We start from the raw sequence: 24157 nt of genomic DNA on the forward strand, positions 1-24157 counted from the left end.
GCGGTTGGCAAATGGCAGGGGATCAGGGGCGGATCAGGCGCAGGATGATATCCTGATCCCTGTCGCCAAAGCCGCGCCCGAAGATATTAAGTCCGCCCGGATGGCGCGCATCATCCTTTACCCCGATCCGTACCCGGATCGACCGGTGGTCGTTCAGTTCCAGATCGGCCAGCGTGCAAGCGGACACTTTGGCACCGTCGCGGAAAGTGCCTTCGGCCCTGACCTCCCAGCGTTTCAGATCGCCGTATTGCGAGCCCGCCAGCTTCCACCAGTCCGGGGTGAATTTTCCGCGCTTATCGCCGTAATCGCCGGGCGAAGTCCAGGTGTCCACCTCATGGCCGTTGATTGCCACGGTGATGTCGGACGGCCAATCCTTGGACGTGCCGGGCACTTCGGACGACAATTCCACAGCCAGTTCAAGCGCCTGCACCCCGCTGCCCGCCAGTTTCGCATTGTTCGGGAACTGGTATTCCACAAAGCCCCGCGTGAACCACAACAGGCCCGCGCGCATCCGGTCAGGGTCAAGGAAGGTATCAGGCACATCCAGAAGCCCGATCACCCCGTCAGCCGAGCACAGGCCACAGGGGGCCGACACCTCACACCGGGTATAAAGCCCGATCGGCATCGCCACTTCAATCGCGTTAGAGACCTGCGCCGGTGGCGGTTCCTTGAAGGCAATTAGAAGTTCGGTAAAGGTGGAATGACAGATTTTCTGGCTGCCCTTGCGGCCCTTTTCCGACCGGGTCTGCACCAGCCCGGCATCAACCAGAATCTGGATATTTGATGAAACCGTAGACTGCGGAAGATCCAGCTCTTCTGCCACCTGATTGACATTGCGGGGCCCAGTGCGGGTCAAATGTTCCAGTATCCTGATCCTGACCTCACTGGCCAGACTTCGCATGATGTCCTGGCGTTCCAGCGGATCAACAATGATAATCTGATTGGTCATGATTGCATAACTACCGCAGGGCACCCGATCCGTATCAGTATTGCTGATGCAAAGGAAGGTAGATTCTGGAACAGCTCGATGTCACCCCATGCCCTTCTGCGGCTGTCGCGTTGCCCTTAAATCGGGTCATCCTCAATTTGTGTGGTGGAGCGGACGCAGTCGTGCCCTACGCAAGTTCGGCCCGGCTCGACCATTCATCGCGATCTTCAAGGTCTTCAGTCTGTTGATCTGACCTTCTGAACTCCCCGCCGAAAATCGGACAGTGACGGAAGCTACGATCTGAGGTCTGCTGATCGCCAAGACCAGGAGATCAGGATATGTCGAACGCAGGAACCATGACGCGTGGTTCAAGGCGCGTGTTGCGCTGGAAGCGCTGAAGGGCGAGCGCACGGTGTCGGAATTGGCTGCCGCCTACGAGGTCGATCCGACGATGATCCACCAGTGGAAGAAGGCTCTGCTGGAAGGGGCCGCTGGCATCTTCGAGCGTGGTGGTCAGGCCGCAGCCACCGCCGAGATTGCCGAGGAAACGGGCCGTGATCTGCATGCCAAGACCGGAGAGCTGGCGATTGCCAACGATTTTTTGTCACGAAAGCTCAAGCCCTGGACCGGGAAGTGCATCAAGGCGAAGATGGAGCAGTTGGAGACCCGGCAGAGGCAGTTGGAGAAGGATCTCGCCAGATCCCCTGCCCCGGCCTCAACGGTGCGCATCCATCCAAGGATGGCCGACACCTACCACGACCGCATCAGAAGTTTTGACCTGTCAGACGGTCCAGTTTGGGTGCCCCCCTGGCATGGTTCCTCCCCGGCCCCGTTTGTATGCGGGGGGCGCAGCGCGGCAGTTCGCTAGCGACAGGCACTTTCACCGAGGAATCCAGGCGGAATCCACTTGCTGCGTGATCTCGTAAAATGACGGGCGTTATCAGTGGCTTGCGGAATCACGCCTTGGCCGAGCTGGATTCTTTTGCGGAAGCCAGGGAATCCACCTTGCGGAAGCCACCCGCGCCGGAATCCACCCTGCGGAAGCCAGGGCGCTCGGACGTGTGGCGTCCCTTCTGGAGACGGCACGTGGCTGCGGAAACCGCCCGATAATCCGGGTCCAGAACCTGCCAGAGGCGCGCGAAAGTTATCTGCCTTGACCCAGCCCCCTTCGCCAATGACATCTTCGTCTGCAAGATTGACGCACGACAGCCCCGGCAGCAGAGGAACCAAAAGATGATAACAGACCTTCACGTTGTCCCCGCTCGACGGGGTCGCGCGGTACGACTGGCGAAAGGTCAGGCGATCCAGATCATCAACACGCATGGTCAGCAGGTCGTCGACACCTGGTGCTTCAATGCCGATGACATGTCGGAGTTCATGTCGATGGAACACCTGCACGCCACCCTTCAGGGGATCTTCCCCGCCAAGGGCGACGGGCTGACGACAAACCGGCGTCGACCGATCCTGATCCTGGACGAAGACACATCACCGGGCCGCCACGACACAGTCATCGCGGCCTGCGACGTGCATCGCTATGCCGCGCTCGGCTGCACGCAGTATCACGACAACTGCACTGACAACCTGCATGCCGCTTTGGGGCAGCTTGGTCTGCGGGCGGTAGACTGCCCTGCCCCGCTGAACTTGTGGATGAACATCCCGGTCGGCCCTGACGGCAAGATCACCTGGGGCGAACCGCTGAGCAAGCCCGGGGATCACGTGACTCTGCGCGCGGCCCTTGATTGCATCGTCGTCATGTCCACATGCCCGCAAGACATGATCCCGATCAACGGGGCCGCCTGCACACCGAACGAGGTTCACTATCGTTTGCTAGGCTGAACAGCCATCAAGCCACATCAGGGCGCGGGTTGGTTAATCCGATACGCCCGCCCCTGCGCATTCATTGGCGAGGTCACGACACGCCCGAGCGTTTTCCCCAGTGCCCCCGGCAGGGCACAACGGGCGCTATGCGCCTGCCACCCCGTCGCGGCGGTGATTTCCTACATCGTGGTCCCTTCACGCCTTTGGAGCATCGAGATCAGCAACGCGTGCTTTGTCCCCGTGCGCAGTATAGAATGTTTCACCTTGGGTTCGGCATTGGCGACCTCACAGCTCGCCACACTTGTCTTTATCACCATCGTTTCGAATACGATGGCTAGCAGCCCTGCCCCGGTGACTACCAGCGTGGTGCCATGCCCATCGCCCGTCTCACGCCAGAGCGGTTCACCCCACCGCAGATTGGCGTCGACCTTCTGCGACCAGCCGCGTTTCGATCATCTTGGTCACGGCCATTTGCGCCGCTTCACCGGCCAGCCTCCTAAGCAGAGGCAAAGCAATGTTGTCGCGTCGTTGTGCCCCGGCGCTGAGGATGATGATCTGCGTTTCGGTCTGTTTGATTATGGCTGTTTCCACTTGCTGGTCGTTGGCTGCAAGGAAGGCAGTGATCCGCGACATCAGGTCGTTATGGCCGCCGGCGTCGGCGCCAATGATCACGTCGCCATCATCATCACGGTCCAGTTCGGCAATCTCACGCAGCAGGCCGATGGCATCGTTGCAGGCGGCGAGTCGTTCGGCCTCCAATGCGGCGGCAGTCGCGCCCTGTTCAATCTGATGCCGCTGGCCGGGATCAAGCGGCATGTTCGCTCTCCCTGAGCGCTGCGTCGGTGAGCTGGCGCGGCAGACTGGCGTAAGTGTTCAGGGTGCCGGGGTGGCCCCAATTGATCTCATCGGGGTGGGTCTCAAAGTGATCGTCGCGCAGTGCCTTCAGGCGCTCGAGCATTGGATCGTGCTGGAGCTTGGCTGTCCTGAAAGCGACGAGAGCCTTGGCGTTGTCGGCGGCGGGGGGCTTGGTGCCGTCTCCGGAGGCGAGTTGCATCGTTCTGGTGTGATCACCTTCGGTCGGGTAGGGCGTTTGGTTTTGAAAAATCATAGCAATGTCCGCTATCTCCGATTGTGACCCGGGTACGTCGGCAGGCGCAAACGAGCAGAAAATCCCACATTCAGGGGCAATCCAACTCGGAGACGGGTAGATCAATTCGGTCGCCCACGATGGATACTTGTCCTTTCGCCTGTCTTCCTCAACGATCGTCTGCCTGTTCAAGATCACGCTCGCGTCGTAGACTTAGGCACTCCTATAGAAGAAAGCCGCCCATGATTGATGCGTCCCGTTTTCTGTCTGACCTGCACCATTTGCGCAGCTTTGGGGCGCAGGGGGCTGGGGTGATACGTCCGGCCTATTCGCCGCCGGATATCGCGGCACGAGATTGGTTGGCGGGGCGGATGCGCACGGCGGGCCTGAAGGTGCAGTTTGATGCGATGGGCAACCTTTTTGGTCTAGCGGAGGGGCCGTCTTTGCTGCTGGGGTCGCATTCTGACACGCAGCCCACAGGTGGCTGGCTGGATGGGGCGCTGGGGGTGATTGCGGCGCTTGAAATTGCCCGCGCGGCGCATGAGGCGGGTGGGCCGGCGATTTCCGTCGTCTCGTTTCAGGATGAGGAAGGCCGGTTTGGCGGCACCACCGGGTCGGCGGTCTGGACAGGGCTGATGACCCTTGCCGAGGCAGATGCGGCGGTGGACACCGATGGCATCACGCTGGCCGATGCGCGGCGCGCGCTGGACGGGCGGGCGGGCCCCGATGTGGACCCTGCGCCATTCACAGGTTTCATTGAATTGCACATCGAGCAAGGTCCGTCGCTGGATGTTGCGGGGGAACAGATCGGCGTGGTGACCGATATCGTGGGATACCGGCAGACCACCGTCACACTCACCGGACAGCAGAACCACGCGGGCACGACGCCCATGGCGCTGCGGCGGGATACGTTTCAGGGCCTGTCGGCCTTTAACACCCGGCTGAACGACCGGCTGCGCAATGTGGTGACACCGCAATCGGTGTGGACCATCGGCCATGTTGCGGTGGCGCCCAACGCATCCTCCATCGTGCCCGGTCAGGTGCGGTTTTCCATGCAGTGGCGGGACGGAAACAAGGATCGGCTGGACCGGATGCAAGGGGTGATCGAAACCACGCTGGCCGAGGTTTGCGCCGAAATGGGCCTTGGGCTTGCCATGGAGCCGATCCTCGGCCTTGATCCGGTGGCCATGGACGAAGGCTTGCGCGCGCGGCTTGCGACGGCGGCAGAGGCGGTTGCGCCCGGGCGCTGGCGGCAGATGCCGTCAGGGGCGCTGCATGACGCAGCCAATGTTGCGCGGCTGATGCCGGTGGCGATGCTGTTTGTGCCCTCTATAGGCGGGATCAGCCATGCCTTTGAGGAGGATACCACCGAAGAAGATCTGATCGTCGGGTTGAAGGTGCTGGCACGGGCTGCGGGCGTTTCTGCCTGACGATCGCAGCCCTAGAGGCGACGGGCCATGGGCACCGGGGTTTCCATGGCGCGCAGATACATGGCGCGGTAAAAGGGCAGCCGGTCGTCCATATGGATGGCAGCCGTTTCTACGGCGCGACGCTTGGCCCCCAGACAATCGGACGCCTCGGCCAGAAGGGCCGCACGGTCCAGATGGCAGACCTTTCCGGCCTTGGCCACGATGCGGCCTGCAACCATGGTCAGGCGGACGGAAGACCCGGTTTCGCAATGGACAAGCTGACGGGGCGCGTTGTTCATCGGCAGATAAGCCAGGGCAGAAAGGTCGATCAGATTCAGGTCAGCGGGTGCGCCTGCCTCCAGCCGACCAAGGCCGGGAACCCGCATCGCCGTGCCACCGCCCGTGGTTGCCGCGTCAAGGATTTCGGTGGCCTGTGGCCAGCGCAGCCAGTCCGCCTCGGTCAGCGAATGGATCATGCCTGCGGTTTTCATCACCAGCCACATATTGACCGCATCGTCGGCAATCGCCTCATCCACACCAAGGCAGATGTTCACGCCCCGGTCGCGCAGCGCCCGGAACGGCATGATGCCCGATCCAAGCCGCAGGTTGCTGTTGGGGTTATGCGCCACCGTCGCGCCAGAGGCTGCGATCAGGTCCATGTCGGCGTCATCAATCCAGATGGCGTGGATGATGTTCATCCGGTCTGACAGCAGGCCCAGATCAGCCGTATAGTGCACCAGCGACCGCCCCCCCAGCCGTTCCTGCCCAAACACGCGTTGCAGCCGGGTTTCCAGCATATGGGCATAAAAGGGCAGGTCATGCACGCGGCTGATATCATCCAGTTCGGCAAAGTATTCGGGCGTCACACGCTGCGGCGCCGAGATTGACACCGCTGCCTGCACCCTGCCCTCTGCCGCGCCATGCCAGCGCTGGATCAGATGGCGGTTGAGCGCCTGCATTTCCTTGTGCCCGACGCGCGGGGGGCGGGCGAGTTCGACCTTCAGGGCTGGGGGCAAGGTTTCGGACAGGAAGGGCAGTTTGTCGAGTTCCGGGACCACGGGCTGATCAATCGCCAGCCGCGCACGGATGCCGCTGTCAGCATAGGCCTGCATCACCGCATCCACGATGTCCGGTTCGGGTTCGGGCACGAAAAAGCAATCATCCTGAACGGCGGTGGTGCCGCCTTCCAGCATTTCGATGCAACCTAGCATGGTGCGCAGATAAGCCTCACGCGGGGTGGGCCGCAGGTGTTCCAACTCGGGACATTCATAAAGCATGAAGATTTCAAGCGGCATGCCGGGAAGCCGCCCCTTCATGTGATTGACCGAGGAATGGAAATGCCCGTTGACCAGACCGGGCATCAACAGATCGCCCAGCCCTTCGATCACCTCCTCCTCTGGGGTGGGCTGCAGACCGGGGCCAATCTCGGCAATCATGCCCCCTGCCACGCGCAGGCTAGTGGGCGCTGACAGACCTTCCGTCGCCGTGCTGTCCAGCAGGCGAACGTTCCTGAAAAAGCTCTTCACCTTATCCCCCCTTGGTGTGCCTCAGGTCCGCGAACCAGCCTTGTAGAACGGCACGCGCTCTGGTTCGGCGGTCAGATAGCCCGCGTAGAACTTTTCAACCTCGGGGAAGATTTCGTGGCGCAGCCAGCGGCGCGCGGCCTCGGAATCGCTGCGCGGTTTGGCAAAGACCTCGGCGATCTGGGCGAGGATTGCCTTGTGGTCGATCCGGGTGAAGGTGCCGTCCTTGAAGATCACCTCGCCGTCCACCAGCACCGCATGAACATCCTTGGCCTTGGCGCGGGCGATCATGGCATCCAGCGGCGGGATGTCGGTGTCCTGATAGGGGTAGGTTGCGCTGGCGTAATCCAGCACGACCGCATCAAAACGGCGGCCGGGATCCAGACGCCCGATTTCTGCGCCGAAGGAGGTGGTCATCGCCCCGTGTTCGGAGGCCATGCGCAAGACCTGTGTGGGGGTTGGCACATCGGCGTGTTCCATCCCCGGCACGCGGTGGACCGTCAGGGCCATGCGCATTTCCTGCAGCATATCGCGGTCCTCATTTATGCCGGCCTCATCCATGCCCATGCCCACGGTGATGCCACGCTTTTGCAACTCCATCAGGGGCAGCACGCCCGACCGCAGGCGGAAGTTGGACGAACAGTTGTGGCAGACGCAAGTGCCGGTGCCTGCGCAGATTTCTATATCTTCCTCGGTCATCCAAACGCCGTGGCCGATGGTCAGCCTGGGCCCCAGAATTCCCAGTTTTTCCAGATGTTTCACAGCCGTGGTCCCGGTGCGGCGACGGGCGTATTCCTTTTGGTAGGCGGTTTCCAGCAGGTGCATGTGCATGGGCATGCTGCTGGCGTCTGAGCGTTCCTTCATCGCCAGAAGGCCATCGTCCGTCATCCAGTGCAGGTTGGCCGGGGCCAGCTGGATACGCGCGCGCGGGTTAGAATTGGCCGCCGTCAGCTCATCAAACAGCGCAATGAATTCAGGGAATTTCATCTTCTGGCGGGCAAAGATCTCCGCCATCGGGCCTGCCAGATGCGGCGGCAGGCGGCGCACGAAATCCTCATCCGCCTCATACACAAAGCGGTTCTGTTCGCGCACGGCATAGCAGTAGGACACCCGCATTCCCACCGCGCGATACCCCTCCAGCACCCCTGTGGCAGAGGCCAGCACTTCGTCATATGTGCCCGGTGCCCAGCCCTGAATGTGCTGCACGGTGGTGACCCCGGTCGAGATCATCTCGAACGCAGCATAAAGCGTATCCAGCATCGGGTCGATGTCACGCATGGTCAAGCGGGCGGCGAACCACAGTTCCAGTGCGAAGTCCGGCGCGCCGTGCTGCAGGGGGGTGACCCCCAGATGGTGATGGCTGTTTACCAGCCCCGGCATCATCAGATGGTTGCCATAGCGGGTCTCGGGCGCGCCGGGATAAGCCGCGCGGATCGTAGCCGCAGGACCGACGGCAAGGATCACGCCGTCTTCGTGCGCGAGGGCGGCATCTTCATGAATGACCGGTTCCGTTGCGCTTTGCGCCCCTGTCACGATCCAGCGGGCCGAGGTGATTTCAACGGTCATAGCAATTCCTGTTCTTTGAAGGCCTTTGTCACCTCTTCCGCCAGCAACGCTTCGCAGCGGCGGGCAAGGTCGATCATTTCGGGGCTGCGCAGGTCACGCGGACGTGGGGCATCGACAGTGATTTCGGCCTTGATCTGACCGGGGCGGGCAGTGAACACGACAATCCGGTCGGCAAGGGCCAACGCCTCGTCAATCGAATGGGTCACCAGCAAGACTGACGCCACCGATGCCTGCCATATCTGCAAAAGATGGTCCTGCATCCGCGCCCGCGTCTGGATGTCGAGGGCGGCAAAGGGTTCGTCCATCAGCAAAACCTTGGGGTCCATCGCAAGAGCCCGCGCCAATGCCGCGCGCTGCCGCATGCCGCCAGACAGCTCATCGGGTCTCCGGTCACCAGCGCCGCCGAGCCCTACCATCCGCAACAGCGCATCTACCTTGTCCCGACGCTCAATCGGCGTGCGGCCGCGGATTGACAGGCCAAAGCCCACATTTTCCCGGACCGACAGCCACGGAAACAGTGATGCCTCCTGAAAGATCAGACTGCGTTCGGGCGACGGTTGGGTGACTGGCAGCCCATCAAAGGTCACCGTTCCCGAGGTGGCATTTTCCAGCCCCGCCACGATATACAAAAGCGAGCTTTTGCCACAGCCCGACGGCCCCAGAAGCACGACAAATTCACCCAAGGCCACGTCCAGCGTAAGGTTGGTGATGGCCTGCACCGGGTTTGGCCCAGCGGGATTCCAGACCTTGGACACATTGGAAATCGACAGTCCCAGCATTCAAAGTGCCCCTATGTTTGACGGTGCTATCCACCACAGAACCTTGCGCTGGATCAGACGAAGCGCCTGATCGAACAGAAAGCCCGTCAGACCGATCAGCGTCATGGTAAAAAAGACGAGGCTGGCGTTAAACGTATTGCGCGCCATCATCGTAACCTGCCCAAGACCGGAGCCCACACCCACAGCCTCGGCGATCAGCACGACCATCCATGCGCCAAAAAGGTTCATGCGCAGCGTCACGAACAGCCCCGGCAGAATGGCGGGCAGGATCACGCGCAGAAATATCTGTCGTTTTGACGCCCCCATCACGCGGGCCAACTGGATATAGTGTTTGGGCACCGCATCAATCTGCGACAGCGTTGCCAGCACCATTACGAAGAAGATCGAGATGAAAACCAGAAAGATCGCAGGGGTATTCCCGATGCCGAAAACAAAGATTGCTACCGGCAACCAGGCAACGGGTGAAATAGGCGCCAGCATCGTGATCAGCGGCAGGGTCAGTTTGCCGAAGATGTTGAAATATCGGATACCGACCCCGACGATGACCGACGCCGTAAATCCGAACAGCAGCCCGAGGAATACCCGCATCGACGACCAGCCGATGACACCAAGCACCGACCAGATTGATCCGCCCGACGACAAGGCCCCGATCCGTTGACCGTTCGGATCAAAGAATCGGAACTGGTCGGTCAGATTTGCCAGAAAGATATGTGGTGGCGGAAGCAACAGCGGGTTTGCCCAGCCCCGCCACCAAGCAAACTCCCAAAAAGCGACAAACAAACCGATGGACATCACGCCCCAACCGGTAGCCTGCGCCGCAGCGATCCACCGCGCTGCAATTACCGGCTTTCTCTTGTGGGCGATGTCGCCAGTCTCAATAGTATTGTCGCTCATCCGGAAGCCCCCCCTTAGGCTGATTTCAGTGTCAGCCCGGCATAAAGATCGGCATTTTCTGCAATGACTTCTTCCAGTAGCGTCCAGTCCACCGCGTCATCGGGCACGAGGTTCTTGACATAGCCCATGGACTGCATCGAAACCGAGCGGTCCTTGAAAAACTGGGTGTTCAGCCGTTGGTCGATCATGATCGGCTGACGCGATTGGGCCAATGTCAGCGCCTCGATCGACGTCTTGTAATAGGTGCCGACGGTCTGCTCCAACGCGGCGGCGACGTCTGCTTCGGCCTGTGATTGCGCGGTCATCATCGCCTTGATCAGGGCCTTCACGGCATCGCGGTTGCTTTCGATCAGCGGCGTAGCGGCGGCCAAAACGCAATCCGAATAGCCCGCACCATAAAGATCATTCCCGTCCGACAGCACGCTTGATCCGGCACGTTCGGTCAGGCACTGGGTGGCATAGGGTTCGATATGGCAGACCGCGTCGATGGCACCAGCAATGAAGGCTGCGGCGAGTTCGGGCGAAGTGTTGAAATATTTGACGTCGACATCCGCAAAGGAAAGGCCCGCCTTGACCAGATAGTCATAGGGCATGACTTCCAGCGTATCAGCCTGGAACGTGCCGATGGATTTGCCCTTTAGGCCCGCAGCATCGGTGATGCCCTCGGCAGCCACCAGAACGCAGCCCTGCACACCCGCACCGGCCACGATCTTGACCGGAGCGCCCTGATCGACCAGCGTCAGAAAGTTGGAGTAGGGAATGACCGACACATCAACGATGCCCGCACCAAACAACGTGACCACATCGGTGGTGGTCGGGGCCACGACGAATTCCAGATTGACGTTTTCCGCCTCGGCCAGTTTGCGTTCCTTGGCAAGGAAGATGCCAAGGTTGCAAAGGCCCGATCCATGGGTGGCCTTCAGCGTGGTGGCGTCTGCGGCAAAGGCTTCGCCCGCACCCATCAGTTGCACCGCACCCGAGGGCAATGCAATCGCCGCCAGCGCGCCAAAGCCCGTTTTCAGAAACCCGCGGCGCGAGGCTTCCATGATTTTCTCATGCGTATTTCCACATCTGTCGCACATGTCCTCGACCTCTCTGTTACGTCACAAGATCAGGTCGAGGGTACGCGCGTGTCATGCAGCTGAACCGTCGACCTAAGTCGCAAATGACGAGTTCGGCACGCCAACCTTGAGAAGAGGGTGATGCAAAGGGTGTTTCCACCCTCCCTGCGCTGAAGATCAGCAAAGAGGCAGAGATGATTCGTTAACAGAAGTTTCCGGTCGGTTTACGGTTTGCCGGCGCCAAATGCCGCAATGCAGCGATAGTTTGTTCACTGCCGCCCTTAATCGACAAAAATTTGTGCGGATTGCAAAGACTATCAGAGGAGATCTGCGCTGCGCCGGAAGACGCTGCCCCATCCCGTCAGGGCAGAAGGATCGACCCCTGTCAGATGCAGGGCGTAGGCTGCGGTGACGGACACGGAATCCAACACCGGGATATCAAGCTCTGCCTCCAGCGCGTCGGCCACCTTGGCCCCGCGAAAATTGGTGCAGATGATGGCAATCGCCTCTGGCCCTGCGCGGGCCACGTCGCGCACAAGGCCTGCCACCACATCGGGGCTGTAGCTCGCAAAAGAATGGTTGCCCTTATCGGACAGATGCGCCTCGGCCACCACGGAGATGCCGCGTGTGGCAAGGTTTTCCATAATGCGGGTCTGAATTTCCGGCAGGTAGGGGGTCACCACACCAAGGCGCTGCAGACCCATGCCACAGAACAAGGCTTCAAAGGCAAGGCTGGTTGATGTTGCGGGCACGCCCGTCCGGTCGGTGATTGCCGCGCAGAGGTTTCGGTCTGTCTCTAGCCCCAGCCATGAGGCCGAGGTGCCGCTCCACACGATCAAATCCGGCTCTGTCTCGGCCAGCCGTTCGGCGGCCTCAAGGATCGGGGCCAGATCAAACTGCCCACGTGAGGTGGAAAACATCGAAATCTCGACCACTCGAAAGCGGGCATAATGCACTGAGGCGGCCTCTCCCAATTCGTGAAACATGGCCGAGGTAAAGGGTTCCAGAACGGTGTTTGACGACGGCACCAGCATGCCCACCCTGACCGGTTTCTTCATAATGGGTCATTCTTCCCTTGCAATGAGGCGCGCGAGCGCGGGGGCGAGGCCAGTAGAAAGCTTGGCCAAGGGCCGCGCCAGCCGCTTGGCCGGGCGCGGGCCAAGACCTGCCAAGGCATAGGCTTGCCGCGTCGCGGCTGTGATCGGGTCAACAAGGATGCGGGAACTTCGGCCGCAAGGTCCTGCGCAAGCCCGGCCAAGGGGGCACCGCCGAAGATGATCACCTCTGCCCCCTGTTCCGCCGCCCCTTGCGCCAGATCGCGCAAAGCGGCGCGTTTGATCTGTACCACCCCGGTAACCTGAACGGCAGGGTCGCCCGGCGTGATCACCCCAAGACAGCGCGGGCCAAGCCCGAGGGCTGTCACGCTGGCCAGATACCAAGGCGTCATGGCAGGGGTGAATGTCACGATGGCAAAGCGCCCGCCTAACTGGACGGCGGTCAGGATTGCTGCCTCGGCCATGCCGACCACTGGGAAGTCGAACAATTCGCGCGCCGCAGCAAGGCCGGGGTCACCAAAGGCGGCGATGATGGCGGCATCGACCGGCGGGGCCTTGGCCAGCATTTCAAGGCAGATGGCACCGGAAATCTGAGCCTCGGCCAACGAAGAGATATAAGGAAAGCCGCGGGATGCTGTTCGGGCGAGAATCTCGACTCCCGCTGGCAGGGCCGCGGAGGCGAGGGTGGCCATCGTGTCCGTCATAGCTTGGGTCATGTTGGGGTTGACCAGCAGGATACGCATCAAGCAGACCTCGCCAGAATAGGTTCAAGGTCCTGCGCCAGCGCCAGCAAGGCCGCATCCGCACCCGGTGCTGCCATGATCTGCAGGCCGAGCGGCAAGCCCGTACCGGTATGTCCGCAAGGAAGGCTGATCGCGGGCGATCCGGCATGGTTTGCTTGCGGGGTGAAAGCCGCATGATCGCGCGGCGTTGCAGGCAACCCGCCGATGATCTTCGGCGCGATGTCACCCACAGGCCATGCCGGGCAGGGTGTTGTCGGGGTCAGCACAAAGGGATGACGGGCCAGAAAGGCGCGCAGGGTTTCGCCCATCCGGTGGCTGGCCTGATGCGCCTGCGCGACCTCGACCCCTGTCAGGGCAAGGCCACGGATGATCTGATCAGCGATGCCTTCACCGAAGCGGGTGTGGTCGAGGCGGAAGGCATCGCCGTAAAGGGCCGCGAGCCCAGCCCATTGCAAGGGGGCGACATCGGCGCGGCCAGACCCTGCAGGCCAGACGGGTGACGCAACTTCCAACGAATAGCCCGCCCGGCGCAGGCGGTCGATGGCCCTGCCGGTGACCTGTGCCACATCTGCATCGAGCGGCTGATCCAGCCCGAATGTCGGCGCATAGACCAGCGGGGGGCGGTAGCCTTGGGCCGCTATGGGCATGCCGGACAGAACCTGCATCGCAAGGGTGATATCCTGCATGCTGCGCGCAATCGGGCAGATGACGGAAATGCCCCAAACAGGCTCATCAAAGCCTGGACCACAGGGGATAACGTCCTGACTAGGCTTGAACCCGATCACGCCCACATGCGCGGGCGGCCTGCGGGTTGACCCGCCTGCATCGGTGCCCAATGCCAGCGGCACAAAGCCCGCAGCCACCGCCGCCGATGGTCCGCCGGATGACCCTCCCGGTGTCAGCGCGGGATCAACCGGATTGCGTGTCATTCCGTAAAGCGGGGTATTCGTCACCCCCATGCAGGCAAATTCGGATGTGGCACCGATGCCAAGGATGATGGCACCCGCCGCCCGCAACCGCACGACGGCCACCGCCTCCAGCGGGGCCACGAAATCGGCAAAAAGCTGCGCGCCTTGGGTGATGGGCAGCCCCGCCACCCAGAGATTATCCTTGATCACCACAGGCACCCCGGCAAGGGGCAGAACTTCACCCGCGTCAAGCCGGTGGCGGACCAGTTTAATCGCCGCCGCAGCATGTGGGTTAAGCCGGATGATCGCGTTCAGGGCGGGATTGTGCTGGCTGACGCGCTGCAGGCTTCGGGCAAGGGCATCGCCTGCGTCAACTGCCCCTTGGCCAACCTGAGCAGCGATGTCGGCGGCGTTTTCGGGCAGGTCGGTCATGACAGGCCCATGCGCGCATCCGGCCTGTGCACCAGCCCAAGCCTTGCTTTGCTTCTGAAACGCCGAAACATGCCCTTGGCCCTTCTTGCTGAACGGAGCCTAACCTTGCGTAGGCGCCGAAACACCGATCCTATCCGTGGCCGCGCACCAAGGATTTCAGGATTTCGGCAGAAAGCAGGCCGCCGCAAGACAGATTGACCGATTGCAGCCCGCAGAGATGTTCCTGTGCCTGTTATCTGGTCATCCAGTGAACTCCCGCCCGGGATTTGCACCACAAAGGCTGACCGAAGGCAAACGCAACGCGGCTGATCGCAGGCCGCACTATGCCCTTGTTGCCATCACGCGGGTCACCGACTAATCCCTACAGGACGTTCGGGCGCAAAGGGTGGGTGGGCTTGCAGAAGGCGTATTTCGATATTGTCCAGGAGTGGGTCAAGGACAGCATCGCTGAGGGCCTGCTGCCCGAGGGCACGCGGCTGACCGTTGCTGCGGTTGCAGACCGGCTTGACCTGAGCCGCTCTCCTGTCAAGCGTGGGCTGGAGCTTTTGACAAATGCCGGGCATCTGACGCGGGATGAAAGAACGGGCTACATCGTCGGGAACGGCACCAAGGCCGCGCCCCATGCAGCAAACCTGTTTACCCTGCCGCTACCTGATCTTGCGCCCGCGACCGGGGCACTTGCCCGCACGGGGTGGGAGCGTCTGATGGATGAAGTGGCCGAGGCGACCGCCGCCTGCATCCCCTTTGGGATCTACACCATCTCGGAAAGCGGGATAGGCGCGCATTTCGGCGTCAGCCGCACCGTGACACGCGAGGTTCTGTCGCGGCTGCACGAACGCGGGGCTATCGGCAAGGACCGTGCCTCGCACTGGATTGCGGGGCCATTGTCGGCGCGGATGCTGGACGAGGAACATGCTTTGCGCCGACTGCTGGAACCCGCGGCCCTTGCCGCCGCTGCACCCATTATCCAGGACGAACTGCCCGCCATGCAGGCGCGGCTGGCGGCTGCCAGGCCAAACTGCCCGCCCGAGGATATCGACATCATCGAGGCCGATCTGCATGACACCTGCACATCCTTTCAACCAAACCGCCGGCTGGCGGCGGTTCTGATGCACTTACGCTCTGGCCGCAGGGTGAACCGGCTATTTGCGGCGCATGTGGTGCAACATGACGAATCCGCCCTGCTGACCGAACACCGCCTTGTGCTGGACCATCTGGCGCTTGGGAATGGTGAAGGCGCAGCGGCGGCAATGCGCCATCATCTGGACGCCGACCACGCCCGCACGCGTGAAAGGCTAAAGGTGCTGTCAGTGTTCGAAGACCCTGTCGTCGCCCCTTATCTGACGCGGGTGGGCTGACATGGCCGCCAGCAAAACCCAGCGCCCCGTCCTGCGGATCATCGGCCGCAGCGAGCTTGTCACCCAACCCACCCGTGACCGTACCGCTGCCGATCTGGGATTTCCGATTCATTTCGAATTGATCGACTCCATTGACGGGCTGGCGCGCGTTGTGACGCGCCCTGACACGTTTGATGTTTACCACCAATGGCATACGGTTGATCTGATCTGGACGGCGCGGTGCATCCAGCCCATAGACATCGCCCGACTTGATCATGGGCAGGAAATCCTTGCCGCCGCGCGTGGGCGGACCGGGCCAAGCCGGATCATTGATACGGTGTTTAACAAGCTGTTCGTGCAGCCCGATGGCAGGTTGGGGCCTTTGCCCTCACAACGCCTGTCGATGCTGCCCCTGCTGCATGGCGTGGACAGTTTTGGCTATCTGCCCGGCCTGCGTGATCTGGTGGGGGATGAGCCCGAAAGCTGGGGATGGTTGCTTGATCCGCGGCTGCAGGGTCGGGTCGCCATGATCAGCGACCCCGTGCTGGGCATGATCGAGGCCGCCCTTTCGGTGGAAGCCACACGTGGCCGCGCGTTCAGCAGCATCGGGAACCTGACGCTAGAGGAGGTCGACGAGGTCGCCGACATCCTGCTGCACAAGAAACGGATCGGGCATTTCAAGGGCATGTGGTCGTCCTTCGAGGACTCGGCCCGGCTGGCGCAACGCGGGGCGCTGATCCAGTCGATCTTTTCGCCGGGCATCGCAAGGCTGCGGTCGCTTGGGCAAGAGGTGATCGTGGGTACGCCTGCCGAAGGGTCGCGCGGCTGGCATGCCGATCTGTGCATTTCGTCCGAGGCGACGGGCGAGGTGCTAGAGATGGCCTATGCCTATCTGAACTGGTGGCAGAACGGCTGGGCCGGGGCGTCCGCCGCGCGGCAGGGCTATTACGCAACCTTTCCGGCCCGCGTGCGGCAGCATCTTTTGCCGGGCGAGTGGGAATACTGGTACGAAGGCCAGCCCGCCCCGCAGGCTTTGGCCGACCCATATGGCCAGCAGAACATCCCCGCCGGGCATCGGCGCGAAGGTGGATCGCACGCCGAACGCATGAGCGGCGCGCGGGTGTGGAACACCTTCATGGATGAACACACCCATATCGTGCACCGCTGGCGCGAATTTCTGGCGGCCTGAGGGATTAAACCCTGTCGCCCGTGCCATCCTTGTGGATCGTCACGCCAAAGTCGCGCAAAGCCGTCGCCGTTGAGATCAGCCCATCTGCGACATCGCGCGCAACCAATGCGGGATTGCGTTGCGACGCCTCGCCATACCCACCGCCACAAGGGCCTGTGGCAATCAACCTGTCGCCTGCCTTGACGCGGGCATAGGGCACCTTGGACGGCAAGGCGCGCGTGGTTCCATCTGCGGCAACCAAGGTCAGCGATGCAGTATGGCCATCTGCACCGCCCTGAAAACCCCACGGCGCATGGGCGTGACCATCGCCTTCGATGGAAAACCCCGCATCGGCCAGAAAGCGGAACTCGCGGATCGTGCCAATGCCGCCGCGCCATGCGCCGGGAGCCATCGCCTCTTCGCGCAGTTCATACCGTTCGATCCGCAGGGGCACGTGGCTTTCGATATCCTCAACCGGGTTGTTGCGGGTGTTGGCATACAGCGTATCCACCGCATCCATCCCATCCTTGCCAAGACGCCCGCCATAGCTGCCTTCCATGATCTCCATATGCACCCAGTGATTGCCGTGGTTGAGGCCCGACAGCGCCACCACGCGCAGGTTGCCGATCCCGGCGGAAACCTGCCCCGGCACGGCCTGTGCCAGCGCCTTCATCACAGTATCGGCGAGCGCATTGCCCGAACAGAACCGCGCGATCACCGGGGCCGGGAAGATCGGGTTGGCAAGGCAGCCCAAGGGGGCCACGATGGTTATTGGCCTCGTCAGACCTTCGTTCTGCGGCACCGGGCCCACCACTGCCGCATCCAGCAGGATCGACCGCACCGTCAGCCAGACCGCGCAATCCACCGTGCCCACCAGTGGCATGTTGATCGGCTTGTCGGGGATTTGCGCGGCGGTCCCCGTCAGGTCAACCGTCAGCGCATCGCCCCTCACCTTGACCGTGGCGCAAATGGTCAGGTTGCGGCGCGCGGGGTCGGGATCATCCAGAAATCCGTCAATCTGCGTCGACGCGATGTAATCGCCATCCGGTACAGCAGCGATAGCCGCACGCAGCCGGCGTTCGGAATAATCCATCAGGTCTTCGGCAGCGGCCTGCAGCGTGGTCAACCCATGTTGGGCAATCAGCGCCAGCATCCCCTTGGCCCCGATATGTGACGCCTTTACCTGCGCCTCCATATCGCCCACCACCAGTTCGGGGGCGCGGATATTGGCGCGCAGGATGTGCCAGACCGGATCAACCCGACGCCCAGCATCATAGACCTTGATCGCCTTGAATTGCAGCCCTTCGGCATAGGTATCCACCGCATCGACAATACCACAAGACCCCGGCGAAAGCGCACCGATATCAAGGTGATGCGCCGTAGTGACAGACCAGCCGACCAGCACGCCCTCATGAAACACAGGCACCGCAAAGGCCACATCCGGGCCATGGCTTGCCCCGCCGTAGGGGTCGTTGTGCATGATGACATCGCCCTCGGCCAGGGTTTCGCCCCGCGCTTGCAGCGTGGACAGGATGTTGCGCACATAGCCGGGGATCGGACCGGATTGCAGCGGCGTTGACAGGCGGCATTCGCACAACTGCCGACCCGTGGCATCCGTCAGCGCGGCCCCGAAATCCTCGGATTCGCGGATGATCGAGGAATAGGACATCCGCATCAGCTTGTGCCCCATTTCCAGCGCGATGGTATCAAGTGCGCCTTGAATGACGGCGGCGGTGACGGGGTCGATCCGGGTCATGACTGCACCTTTTGGGTAAGGATCAGGGAGCCGGCGGGGTGAACTTCGGCCTGCCAGCCGGGCGGGACAACGGTGGTTGTGTCCTTTTGCAGGATGATGGCTGGGCCGGAAAAGGGCTGACCCACAGGCAGGAAGGCGCGTTGGTAGATCGCCGTGGCATAAGGCGCAAGCGCGCCGTTTACCCGGAAGACCGTATCGGTGTGCCGGATCAGCGCGCTGTCCAGCGTGCCGCTTTTGCTCGCCTGCTGCTGCGTAAGGCGCGGCATGGCCCCGCGTCCGATCACCCTCAGGTTTACCACCTCGACCGGGTTTTGCGGGAAGGCGTGGCCGTACTCGGCGGCATGGGCCTTGTGGAAGGTGGCCAACACCACATCCATCGCAGCCGCATCTACCGGGCCATCGGGGATGGGCACCTTCAGCTCATACCCCTGACCCACATAACGCAGATCGCCGATGCGGGCATAGGTCACGTCACCGGAGGAAATCTTGTCAGACGCGAAGCGCCCGGCCAAATCGGCCTGCATGCCGTCAAGATCGGCGTTGATCCGCGTCAGGTTGAACTGGCCCGAGCTCTGGAACATGGTGCGCACGGCATCATATTTCAGGTCGGTTACCAATAGACCCATGGCCGATGTAATCCCCGGATAGGGCGGCACAATCACCTCGGGGATGGCCAGCATCGCGGCCACTTCTGCCCCGTGCAGCGGCCCCGCGCCCCCCATGGCCACAAGGGCAAAACCACGCGGATCAATCCCCTTCTGCAAGGTTCGCGTCCGGATGGCATTGGCCATATTCGCGTTCAGAATGGTCAGCACGCCCTCGGCAGTGTCCAGAAGCGGCAGGCCAAGCCGCGCTGCAAGAGTGGTAATCACCCGTTCGGCGGCAGCGGAATCCAGCGTCATCGCCCCGCCCAGAAAATCACCCGGCAGCAGGCGACCCAGCACAACATTTGCATCCGTGACAGTGGGCAAATCCCCGCCCCGCCCATAGGCCGCAGGCCCCGGCGCAGCGCCCGCCGATTGCGGCCCGACCCGGAACGCGCCACCTGCATCGACATGGGCAATCGACCCGCCGCCTGCCCCGATGGTGTGAATATCCAGCATGGGCATCAACAATGGAAACCCGGCAATCGAGGTCGATCGCGCATCCGTCTCGACGATCTGGCCGTGGTTGATGATGCCGATATCCGCCGAGGTTCCGCCGATATCAAAGGTGATCAGGCGGTTGCGGCCTGCCTGATCGCCCACCCAACCACCCCCGAGGACCCCAGCCGCCAGCCCCGACATCAGCGTCAGCGCCGGTTTCTCCGTGACCATCCGCGCCGTGGCCACCCCGCCGTTCGAAGCCATAATCCGTAATTCACCGGTTACCCCGATCTGCTTTAGCGCCGCGTCCAGGGCCGCCACATAGGTTCCGACCTTTGGCCCGATAAAGGCCGAGAGCGCGGCCGTGGTAAAGCGTTCGAATTCGCGGAACTGCGGCGAAAGCGACGAGGAAGTGGTGACAAAGGCCCCCGGCATTTCGGCACGCACTATGGCGGCGGCGCGGTCTTCATGCGCGGGGTTCAGGTAGGAAAACAGAAAACAGATGGCGACGCTGTCCACGCCCTCGGCGGCCAGTTCCTGTGCGGCGCGGCGCACCGCGTCTTCGTCCAGTGCCACCAGTTCGGCACCATCGGGGGGGATCAGACGACAGGGCACCGTCTTGCGATGCGCCCGTTCGATCAGAGGACGCGCCTGCCACGGCAGATCCTGCATGATCGAGTAATGCTCGACCCGCTGATGGCGGGCGATATGCAGAATGTCGCGGAAACCGTCATTCGTGATCAGCCCGGTCTTTGCGCCCTTGTGTTCCAGCACGGCATTGGTGGCGGTGGTGGTGCCATGCAGCACATAGCGCACCTCGGACGGCGATACCCCTGCAAGGGCGCAAAGTTCAGATACGCCCTGCAACACGCCCACCGACGGGTCGCCCGGCGTTGTCGGCACCTTATGGATGACCTGCTGCGCGGTTTGCATGTTGGCCAGCACCAGATCGGTAAAGGTTCCGCCGACATCGACTCCGACCATGATCATTGAACAGCCCTCCGAACCCTGAATACAGAATGCAGCATGCACTTTGCCTGTGCAGTTCATCGCAAAAACCAATCTGACCGCCCCTTCAACCCCAGTCAGGCACAGCCCTCTGAGGCGAGGCAGACGATTTGCTGCATAAAAGAGCATCTCGATAAGCTTTGCAGCAGCTTTCGCACCAGGATCCCCGCCCAAGAGTTCGCCTGCAACGGAAGCAGGGCGCACCGGCAGCACCCATCGATTCGCCCCTCAATCGAACATTTTTGTGCTTTTTGTGTTCTAAATACATGCATTAGCCCGGCAATTAGCCCGGAATTGCACAGTTTTAAGGCGCGAGGCAGACAAAACATTCAGCGTATGGTTCCCGCCGCCGAATCTGCCCGTAGCGTTAACCCCAGTGAAACAAAACCGGGAACCACGGGCTTGCGCAGCGCTGATGATCTTGAACTTGTGGCCGTGACCAAACGCTATGGCGTGGCCCTTGCCGTAGATAAAGTCAGCCACTTGTTCAGGGCTGGCTCTTATGCCTGCCTTCTGGGCCCATCGGGCTGCGGCAAATCTTCAACGCTGCGGATGATCGCAGGGCATGAAAGCGTGACCGACGGCGCCATTATCCTTGGTGGCAAGGATGTCGCACAACTGCCCCCGGCCCAGCGCGGCACGGCGATGATGTTTCAATCCTACGCGCTGTTCCCGCATCTGTCGGTGCGCGACAACGTGGCCTTCAGCCTGAAGATGAAAGGCGTGGACAAGCCTACGCGCCATGCCGAGGCGAACAAGCTGCTGGAACTGGTGGGCATGACCAATCTTGCCGACCGGCTCCCGGCGCAGCTTTCGGGTGGCCAGCAACAGCGCGTGGCGCTTGCCCGCGCGCTGATCACCAACCCGCAGGTTTTGCTACTGGATGAACCGCTGTCCGCGCTGGACCCGTTCCTGCGCATTCGCATGCGGACCGAGCTCAAAAAGCTGCAGCGCGAGTTGGGGATTACCTTCATTCACGTCACCCACGGGCAGGACGAGGCGCTGGCGCTGGCCGATGAGATCGTGGTGATGAACAACGCGGTCATCGAACAAGCAGGCCCTGCACGCGAGGTGTTCAACGCTCCCAAGACCGCCTTTGTTGCGCGCTTTATCGGCGGCCATAACGTGATCGCCCTGCCGCAAGGCAGCTTTGCCGTACGGGCCGATGAGGTGCGTCTGGCGACCGGCGGCACCGAAGCTGTTGTAACAGCGATCGAATATCAAGGCGCGCATGTCGCGCTGACCAGCCGCATCACCAGCGATCAGGACATTCTGGCCCTGATACCCGAGGCGGCTTTCTTTTCAGACCCCAAAAACCTTGGCGACACTGTCACGCTCGCCTGGGACGAGACGAAGTCCCATCCACTTCAAGGCTGAAAAACCAAAGCGAACACCAACAGAGAGGGTACTCCCATGAGCAAGATGCATTACAGTCGCAGGAACATCCTGAAAGGCGGTGCCGCCGCCGTTGCGGCAAGTGCTTTTCCGGCACCGATGATCTGGGCGCAAAACATCAAGGATGTGGTCCTGCGGCAGGCGGGCACCGGCGTTTCGGCGTTCAACGAGGTGGCCGCGAAGGTGAAGGAAGACCTTGGCTTCACGCTCGAAATGACCGCGCTTGATTCCGATGCGGTGACGCAGCGCGCGGCCACCCAGCCCGACAGTTATGACATCGCCGACATTGAATACTGGATCTGCAAGAAGGTCTGGCCGACGGGCAACTTGCAGGCGATGGATATCTCGAAGATCGCAAATTACGACAAGATCGCCGGAACCTTCCGCGATGGTAAACTGGCGCCCGACAGCGTGATAGCCCAAGGCACAGCCCCGCACACCGTGGGGTTTGTCGAAGGTCCGGGGTCCACCACCTTTGCCACTCAGGATTCGGGCTGGATGACCCTGATCCCGACCATCTACAACGCAGACACTCTGGGCATCCGCCCCGACCTGATTGGCCGCCCAATCGATTCATGGGCCGAACTGCTGAACCCTGAATTCAAGGGCAAGGCGTCTATTCTCGACATTTCTTCCATCGGCATCATGGACATGGCCATGGTCTGCGAGGCGATGGGCGAGATCCAGTATGCCGACAAAGGCAACATGACGCAGGAAGAAATCGACAAGACCATCGGCATCTTCATGGAAGCCAAGAAGAACGGCCAGTTCCGTGCCTTCTGGAAGTCCTTCGACGAATCGGTGAACCTGATGGCCTCCGGCGAAGTCGTGATCCAGTCGATGTGGTCGCCCGCCATTACGGCGGTGCGCGCGCAAGGTGTGCCTTGCGTCTATCAGCCACTGAAGGAAGGCTATCGCAGCTGGGGCGGCGGGATCGGTCTGTCGGCTGGCCTGAGCGGCCTGCCGCTTGATGCTGCCTATGAATACATCAACTGGTATCTGTCGGGGTGGGTTGGCGGGTTCCTGATGCGTCAGGGCTATTACTCGGCCGTGCCGGAAACCTCCAAACTGTTCATGTCTGAGGATGAATGGGGCTTCTGGTACGAAGGCAAGGCAGCCACGGGCGATATCGTCAGCCCCTCGGGCACCGTGATCGAAAAGGCAGGGGCCGTGCGCGACGGTGGCAGCTTCCTTGACCGGATGGGCAAAGTTGCCTGCTGGAATTCGGTCATGGATGAAAACCAGTACATGGTCCGCAAGTGGAACGAGTTCATCGCCGCCTGAGGCGTGTGACGTCAAACCTGAACTTCTCTCCCGGCAACGGGAGAGAGGGCCATCCAGTTCCGAGGTCCCATGCGCCGTGCCAATCTGAACAGCTGGCTGCTCGCCGCCCCTTTGACCGGGGTGCTGGTGGTTTTTCTGATCCTTCCGATCCTGCTGATTGTCGCGGTCAGTTTCTGGTCATCGAATGAGTTCAGCTTTTACCCCGACTTTCAGTTCGGCAACTATGAATACCTGTTCGGGTCCGCCGTTGCGTGGAAGGTCTTTGGCCTGACGTTCATGATGACCGTGATCGTCTGGGCGCTGACACTGGTGATCGGCTTTACCATCGCCTTTTTCCTTGCCTTTCATGTCAGGACGCAGAAATGGCAGATGGCGCTGTTCTTGCTGACCACAATCCCGTTCTGGACATCAAATATCATCCGGATGATCAGTTGGATCCCGCTTCTGGGCAAAAACGGTCTTATGAATCAAACGCTGATCGGCGCGGGGATCATCAACGAGCCGATCCAGTGGCTTTTGTATTCCAGCTTTTCAGTTTGTCTCGCCTTCGTGCACCTTTACACCCTGTTCATGGTGGTGCCGATCTTCAACACCATGATGCGGATCGACAAATCGTTGATCGAGGCCGCGCGTGACAGTGGTGCCAGCGGATTTCAGATCCTGACCAATGTGATCATTCCGCTGTCAAAGCCCGGCATCATGATCGGATCAGTCTTCGTCATCGCTCTTGTGATGAGCGATTTTGTCACGACGCGCTTCATGTCGGGCAGCCAGTTGGCAAACGTCGGCCGCCTGATTTCGAACGACATCGGGTTGTTGCAATACCCATCCGCCGCGGCAACGGCAGTGGTTCTGCTGATCACCGTGCTACTTATGATCGGGGCGATGCTGCGCCTTGTCGATATCCGCAAGGAGCTGTGA

22 protein-coding genes are annotated in these 24157 nt (G+C 61.5%); 8 read left to right on the forward strand and 14 right to left on the reverse strand.

The window, feature by feature from the left end; translation table 11 throughout:
• Nucleotides 1–22 precede the first annotated feature (22 nt).
• Nucleotides 23–949: a helix-turn-helix domain-containing protein gene (locus J2X53_RS20045; protein ID WP_349039271.1), complete on the reverse strand. Its 927-nt coding sequence runs from the start codon at nucleotides 947–949 to the stop codon at nucleotides 23–25.
• 292 nt (nucleotides 950–1241) lie between these two features.
• Between J2X53_RS20045 and J2X53_RS20050 the strand changes: the two genes are divergently transcribed.
• Nucleotides 1242–1796, forward strand: a complete 555-nt coding sequence (locus J2X53_RS20050) for a transposase (protein WP_349039298.1) — start codon at nucleotides 1242–1244, stop codon at nucleotides 1794–1796.
• Nucleotides 1797–2161: 365 nt separating this feature from the next.
• The gene (locus tag J2X53_RS20055) at nucleotides 2162–2764 is read left to right on the forward strand and encodes an urea carboxylase-associated family protein (RefSeq protein WP_349039272.1); all 603 of its coding nucleotides are present in this window, start codon (nucleotides 2162–2164) and stop codon (nucleotides 2762–2764) included.
• Nucleotides 2765–2781: 17 nt separating this feature from the next.
• Here J2X53_RS20055 and J2X53_RS20060 read toward each other — a convergent pair whose 3' ends face one another.
• From J2X53_RS20060 to J2X53_RS20070, 3 genes are all read right to left on the reverse strand, one after another.
• Nucleotides 2782–2922 carry a DUF3489 domain-containing protein gene (locus tag J2X53_RS20060; protein WP_349039299.1) on the reverse strand — a complete coding sequence of 47 codons (141 nt, stop codon included), beginning with the start codon at nucleotides 2920–2922 and terminating at the stop codon, nucleotides 2782–2784.
• A gap of 226 nt (nucleotides 2923–3148) precedes the next feature.
• On the reverse strand, nucleotides 3149–3562 hold the full coding sequence (locus tag J2X53_RS20065; protein WP_349039273.1) for a hypothetical protein: 414 nt from the start codon (nucleotides 3560–3562) through the stop codon (nucleotides 3149–3151).
• Nucleotides 3552–3800, reverse strand: coding sequence for a hypothetical protein (locus J2X53_RS20070; protein WP_349039300.1), 249 nt, complete (start codon nucleotides 3798–3800; stop codon nucleotides 3552–3554). The genes J2X53_RS20065 and J2X53_RS20070 overlap by 11 nt, the downstream gene beginning before the upstream one ends.
• 275 nt (nucleotides 3801–4075) lie before the next feature.
• On the opposite strand from J2X53_RS20070, the gene J2X53_RS20075 reads away from it, so the two are divergent.
• Entirely contained in the window at nucleotides 4076–5263 is a 1188-nt protein-coding gene (locus J2X53_RS20075; RefSeq protein WP_349039274.1) for a Zn-dependent hydrolase, read from the forward strand.
• Nucleotides 5264–5274: 11 nt separating this feature from the next.
• Here the strand turns inward: J2X53_RS20075 and J2X53_RS20080 are convergent, their stop codons facing one another.
• From J2X53_RS20080 to J2X53_RS20115, 8 genes are all read right to left on the reverse strand, one after another.
• Nucleotides 5275–6768: an amidohydrolase family protein gene (locus J2X53_RS20080; protein WP_349039275.1), complete on the reverse strand. Its 1494-nt coding sequence runs from the start codon at nucleotides 6766–6768 to the stop codon at nucleotides 5275–5277.
• 21 nt (nucleotides 6769–6789) lie between these two features.
• On the reverse strand, nucleotides 6790–8331 hold the full coding sequence (locus tag J2X53_RS20085; RefSeq protein WP_349039276.1) for an amidohydrolase family protein: 1542 nt from the start codon (nucleotides 8329–8331) through the stop codon (nucleotides 6790–6792).
• A complete protein-coding gene (locus tag J2X53_RS20090) occupies nucleotides 8328–9110 on the reverse strand; it encodes an ABC transporter ATP-binding protein (protein ID WP_349039277.1) in 783 nt (260 codons plus the stop codon). Before J2X53_RS20090 ends, J2X53_RS20085 begins: the two co-directional genes overlap by 4 nt.
• Nucleotides 9111–10004 carry an ABC transporter permease gene (locus J2X53_RS20095; protein WP_349039278.1) on the reverse strand — a complete coding sequence of 298 codons (894 nt, stop codon included), beginning with the start codon at nucleotides 10002–10004 and terminating at the stop codon, nucleotides 9111–9113.
• A 14-nt stretch (nucleotides 10005–10018) separates the two neighbouring features.
• Nucleotides 10019–11050 carry an ABC transporter substrate-binding protein gene (locus J2X53_RS20100; protein ID WP_349039279.1) on the reverse strand — a complete coding sequence of 344 codons (1032 nt, stop codon included), beginning with the start codon at nucleotides 11048–11050 and terminating at the stop codon, nucleotides 10019–10021.
• Between the two features lie 332 nt (nucleotides 11051–11382).
• On the reverse strand, nucleotides 11383–12123 hold the full coding sequence (locus tag J2X53_RS20105; RefSeq protein WP_349039280.1) for an aspartate/glutamate racemase family protein: 741 nt from the start codon (nucleotides 12121–12123) through the stop codon (nucleotides 11383–11385).
• Nucleotides 12120–12863, reverse strand: coding sequence for an aspartate/glutamate racemase family protein (locus J2X53_RS20110; RefSeq protein WP_349039281.1), 744 nt, complete (start codon nucleotides 12861–12863; stop codon nucleotides 12120–12122). Before J2X53_RS20110 ends, J2X53_RS20105 begins: the two co-directional genes overlap by 4 nt.
• A complete protein-coding gene (locus J2X53_RS20115) occupies nucleotides 12863–14203 on the reverse strand; it encodes an amidase (RefSeq protein WP_349039282.1) in 1341 nt (446 codons plus the stop codon). The genes J2X53_RS20110 and J2X53_RS20115 overlap by 1 nt, the downstream gene beginning before the upstream one ends.
• Before the next feature lie 395 nt (nucleotides 14204–14598).
• Here J2X53_RS20115 and J2X53_RS20120 point away from each other — a divergent pair, with 395 nt between their 5' ends.
• Both J2X53_RS20120 and J2X53_RS20125 read left to right on the forward strand, forming a co-directional pair.
• Nucleotides 14599–15561, forward strand: coding sequence for a GntR family transcriptional regulator (locus J2X53_RS20120; protein ID WP_349039283.1), 963 nt, complete (start codon nucleotides 14599–14601; stop codon nucleotides 15559–15561).
• 1 nt (nucleotide 15562) lies between these two features.
• Nucleotides 15563–16729, forward strand: a complete 1167-nt coding sequence (locus tag J2X53_RS20125) for a hypothetical protein (protein WP_349039284.1) — start codon at nucleotides 15563–15565, stop codon at nucleotides 16727–16729.
• A gap of 4 nt (nucleotides 16730–16733) precedes the next feature.
• On the opposite strand, the gene J2X53_RS20130 is transcribed toward J2X53_RS20125, so the two are convergent.
• Both J2X53_RS20130 and J2X53_RS20135 read right to left on the reverse strand, forming a co-directional pair.
• On the reverse strand, nucleotides 16734–18464 hold the full coding sequence (locus J2X53_RS20130; protein ID WP_349039285.1) for a hydantoinase B/oxoprolinase family protein: 1731 nt from the start codon (nucleotides 18462–18464) through the stop codon (nucleotides 16734–16736).
• Complete coding sequence (locus tag J2X53_RS20135; RefSeq protein WP_349039286.1) at nucleotides 18461–20539, reverse strand: hydantoinase/oxoprolinase family protein; 2079 nt, start codon at nucleotides 20537–20539, stop codon at nucleotides 18461–18463. Before J2X53_RS20135 ends, J2X53_RS20130 begins: the two co-directional genes overlap by 4 nt.
• Before the next feature lie 420 nt (nucleotides 20540–20959).
• Here J2X53_RS20135 and J2X53_RS20140 point away from each other — a divergent pair, with 420 nt between their 5' ends.
• From J2X53_RS20140 to J2X53_RS20150, 3 genes are all read left to right on the forward strand, one after another.
• Nucleotides 20960–21934 (forward strand): ABC transporter ATP-binding protein, encoded by a 975-nt coding sequence (locus J2X53_RS20140; RefSeq protein WP_349039301.1) that lies wholly within the window; start codon nucleotides 20960–20962, stop codon nucleotides 21932–21934.
• A 36-nt stretch (nucleotides 21935–21970) separates the two neighbouring features.
• A complete protein-coding gene (locus J2X53_RS20145) occupies nucleotides 21971–23236 on the forward strand; it encodes an extracellular solute-binding protein (protein WP_349039287.1) in 1266 nt (421 codons plus the stop codon).
• A gap of 69 nt (nucleotides 23237–23305) precedes the next feature.
• Nucleotides 23306–24157: an ABC transporter permease gene (locus J2X53_RS20150; RefSeq protein ID WP_349039288.1), complete on the forward strand. Its 852-nt coding sequence runs from the start codon at nucleotides 23306–23308 to the stop codon at nucleotides 24155–24157.

It is taken from the genome of Pseudotabrizicola sp. 4114, from assembly GCF_031457365.1.
Classification (GTDB): Bacteria; Pseudomonadota; Alphaproteobacteria; order Rhodobacterales; family Rhodobacteraceae; genus Pseudotabrizicola.

Coding starts and splice junctions, on each gene's coding strand:
- J2X53_RS20045 (WP_349039271.1), bottom strand. CDS start 949: ATGACCAATCAGATTATCATTGTTGATCCGCTGGAACGCCAGGACATC.
- J2X53_RS20055 (WP_349039272.1), top strand. CDS start 2,162: ATGATAACAGACCTTCACGTTGTCCCCGCTCGACGGGGTCGCGCGGTA.
- J2X53_RS20065 (WP_349039273.1), bottom strand. CDS start 3,562: ATGCCGCTTGATCCCGGCCAGCGGCATCAGATTGAACAGGGCGCGACT.
- J2X53_RS20070 (WP_349039300.1), bottom strand. CDS start 3,800: ATGCAACTCGCCTCCGGAGACGGCACCAAGCCCCCCGCCGCCGACAAC.
- J2X53_RS20075 (WP_349039274.1), top strand. CDS start 4,076: ATGATTGATGCGTCCCGTTTTCTGTCTGACCTGCACCATTTGCGCAGC.
- J2X53_RS20085 (WP_349039276.1), bottom strand. CDS start 8,331: ATGACCGTTGAAATCACCTCGGCCCGCTGGATCGTGACAGGGGCGCAA.
- J2X53_RS20090 (WP_349039277.1), bottom strand. CDS start 9,110: ATGCTGGGACTGTCGATTTCCAATGTGTCCAAGGTCTGGAATCCCGCT.
- J2X53_RS20095 (WP_349039278.1), bottom strand. CDS start 10,004: ATGAGCGACAATACTATTGAGACTGGCGACATCGCCCACAAGAGAAAG.
- J2X53_RS20100 (WP_349039279.1), bottom strand. CDS start 11,050: ATGGAAGCCTCGCGCCGCGGGTTTCTGAAAACGGGCTTTGGCGCGCTG.
- J2X53_RS20105 (WP_349039280.1), bottom strand. CDS start 12,123: ATGAAGAAACCGGTCAGGGTGGGCATGCTGGTGCCGTCGTCAAACACC.
- J2X53_RS20110 (WP_349039281.1), bottom strand. CDS start 12,863: ATGCGTATCCTGCTGGTCAACCCCAACATGACCCAAGCTATGACGGAC.
- J2X53_RS20115 (WP_349039282.1), bottom strand. CDS start 14,203: ATGACCGACCTGCCCGAAAACGCCGCCGACATCGCTGCTCAGGTTGGC.
- J2X53_RS20125 (WP_349039284.1), top strand. CDS start 15,563: ATGGCCGCCAGCAAAACCCAGCGCCCCGTCCTGCGGATCATCGGCCGC.
- J2X53_RS20130 (WP_349039285.1), bottom strand. CDS start 18,464: ATGACCCGGATCGACCCCGTCACCGCCGCCGTCATTCAAGGCGCACTT.
- J2X53_RS20135 (WP_349039286.1), bottom strand. CDS start 20,539: ATGATCATGGTCGGAGTCGATGTCGGCGGAACCTTTACCGATCTGGTG.
- J2X53_RS20145 (WP_349039287.1), top strand. CDS start 21,971: ATGAGCAAGATGCATTACAGTCGCAGGAACATCCTGAAAGGCGGTGCC.
- J2X53_RS20150 (WP_349039288.1), top strand. CDS start 23,306: ATGCGCCGTGCCAATCTGAACAGCTGGCTGCTCGCCGCCCCTTTGACC.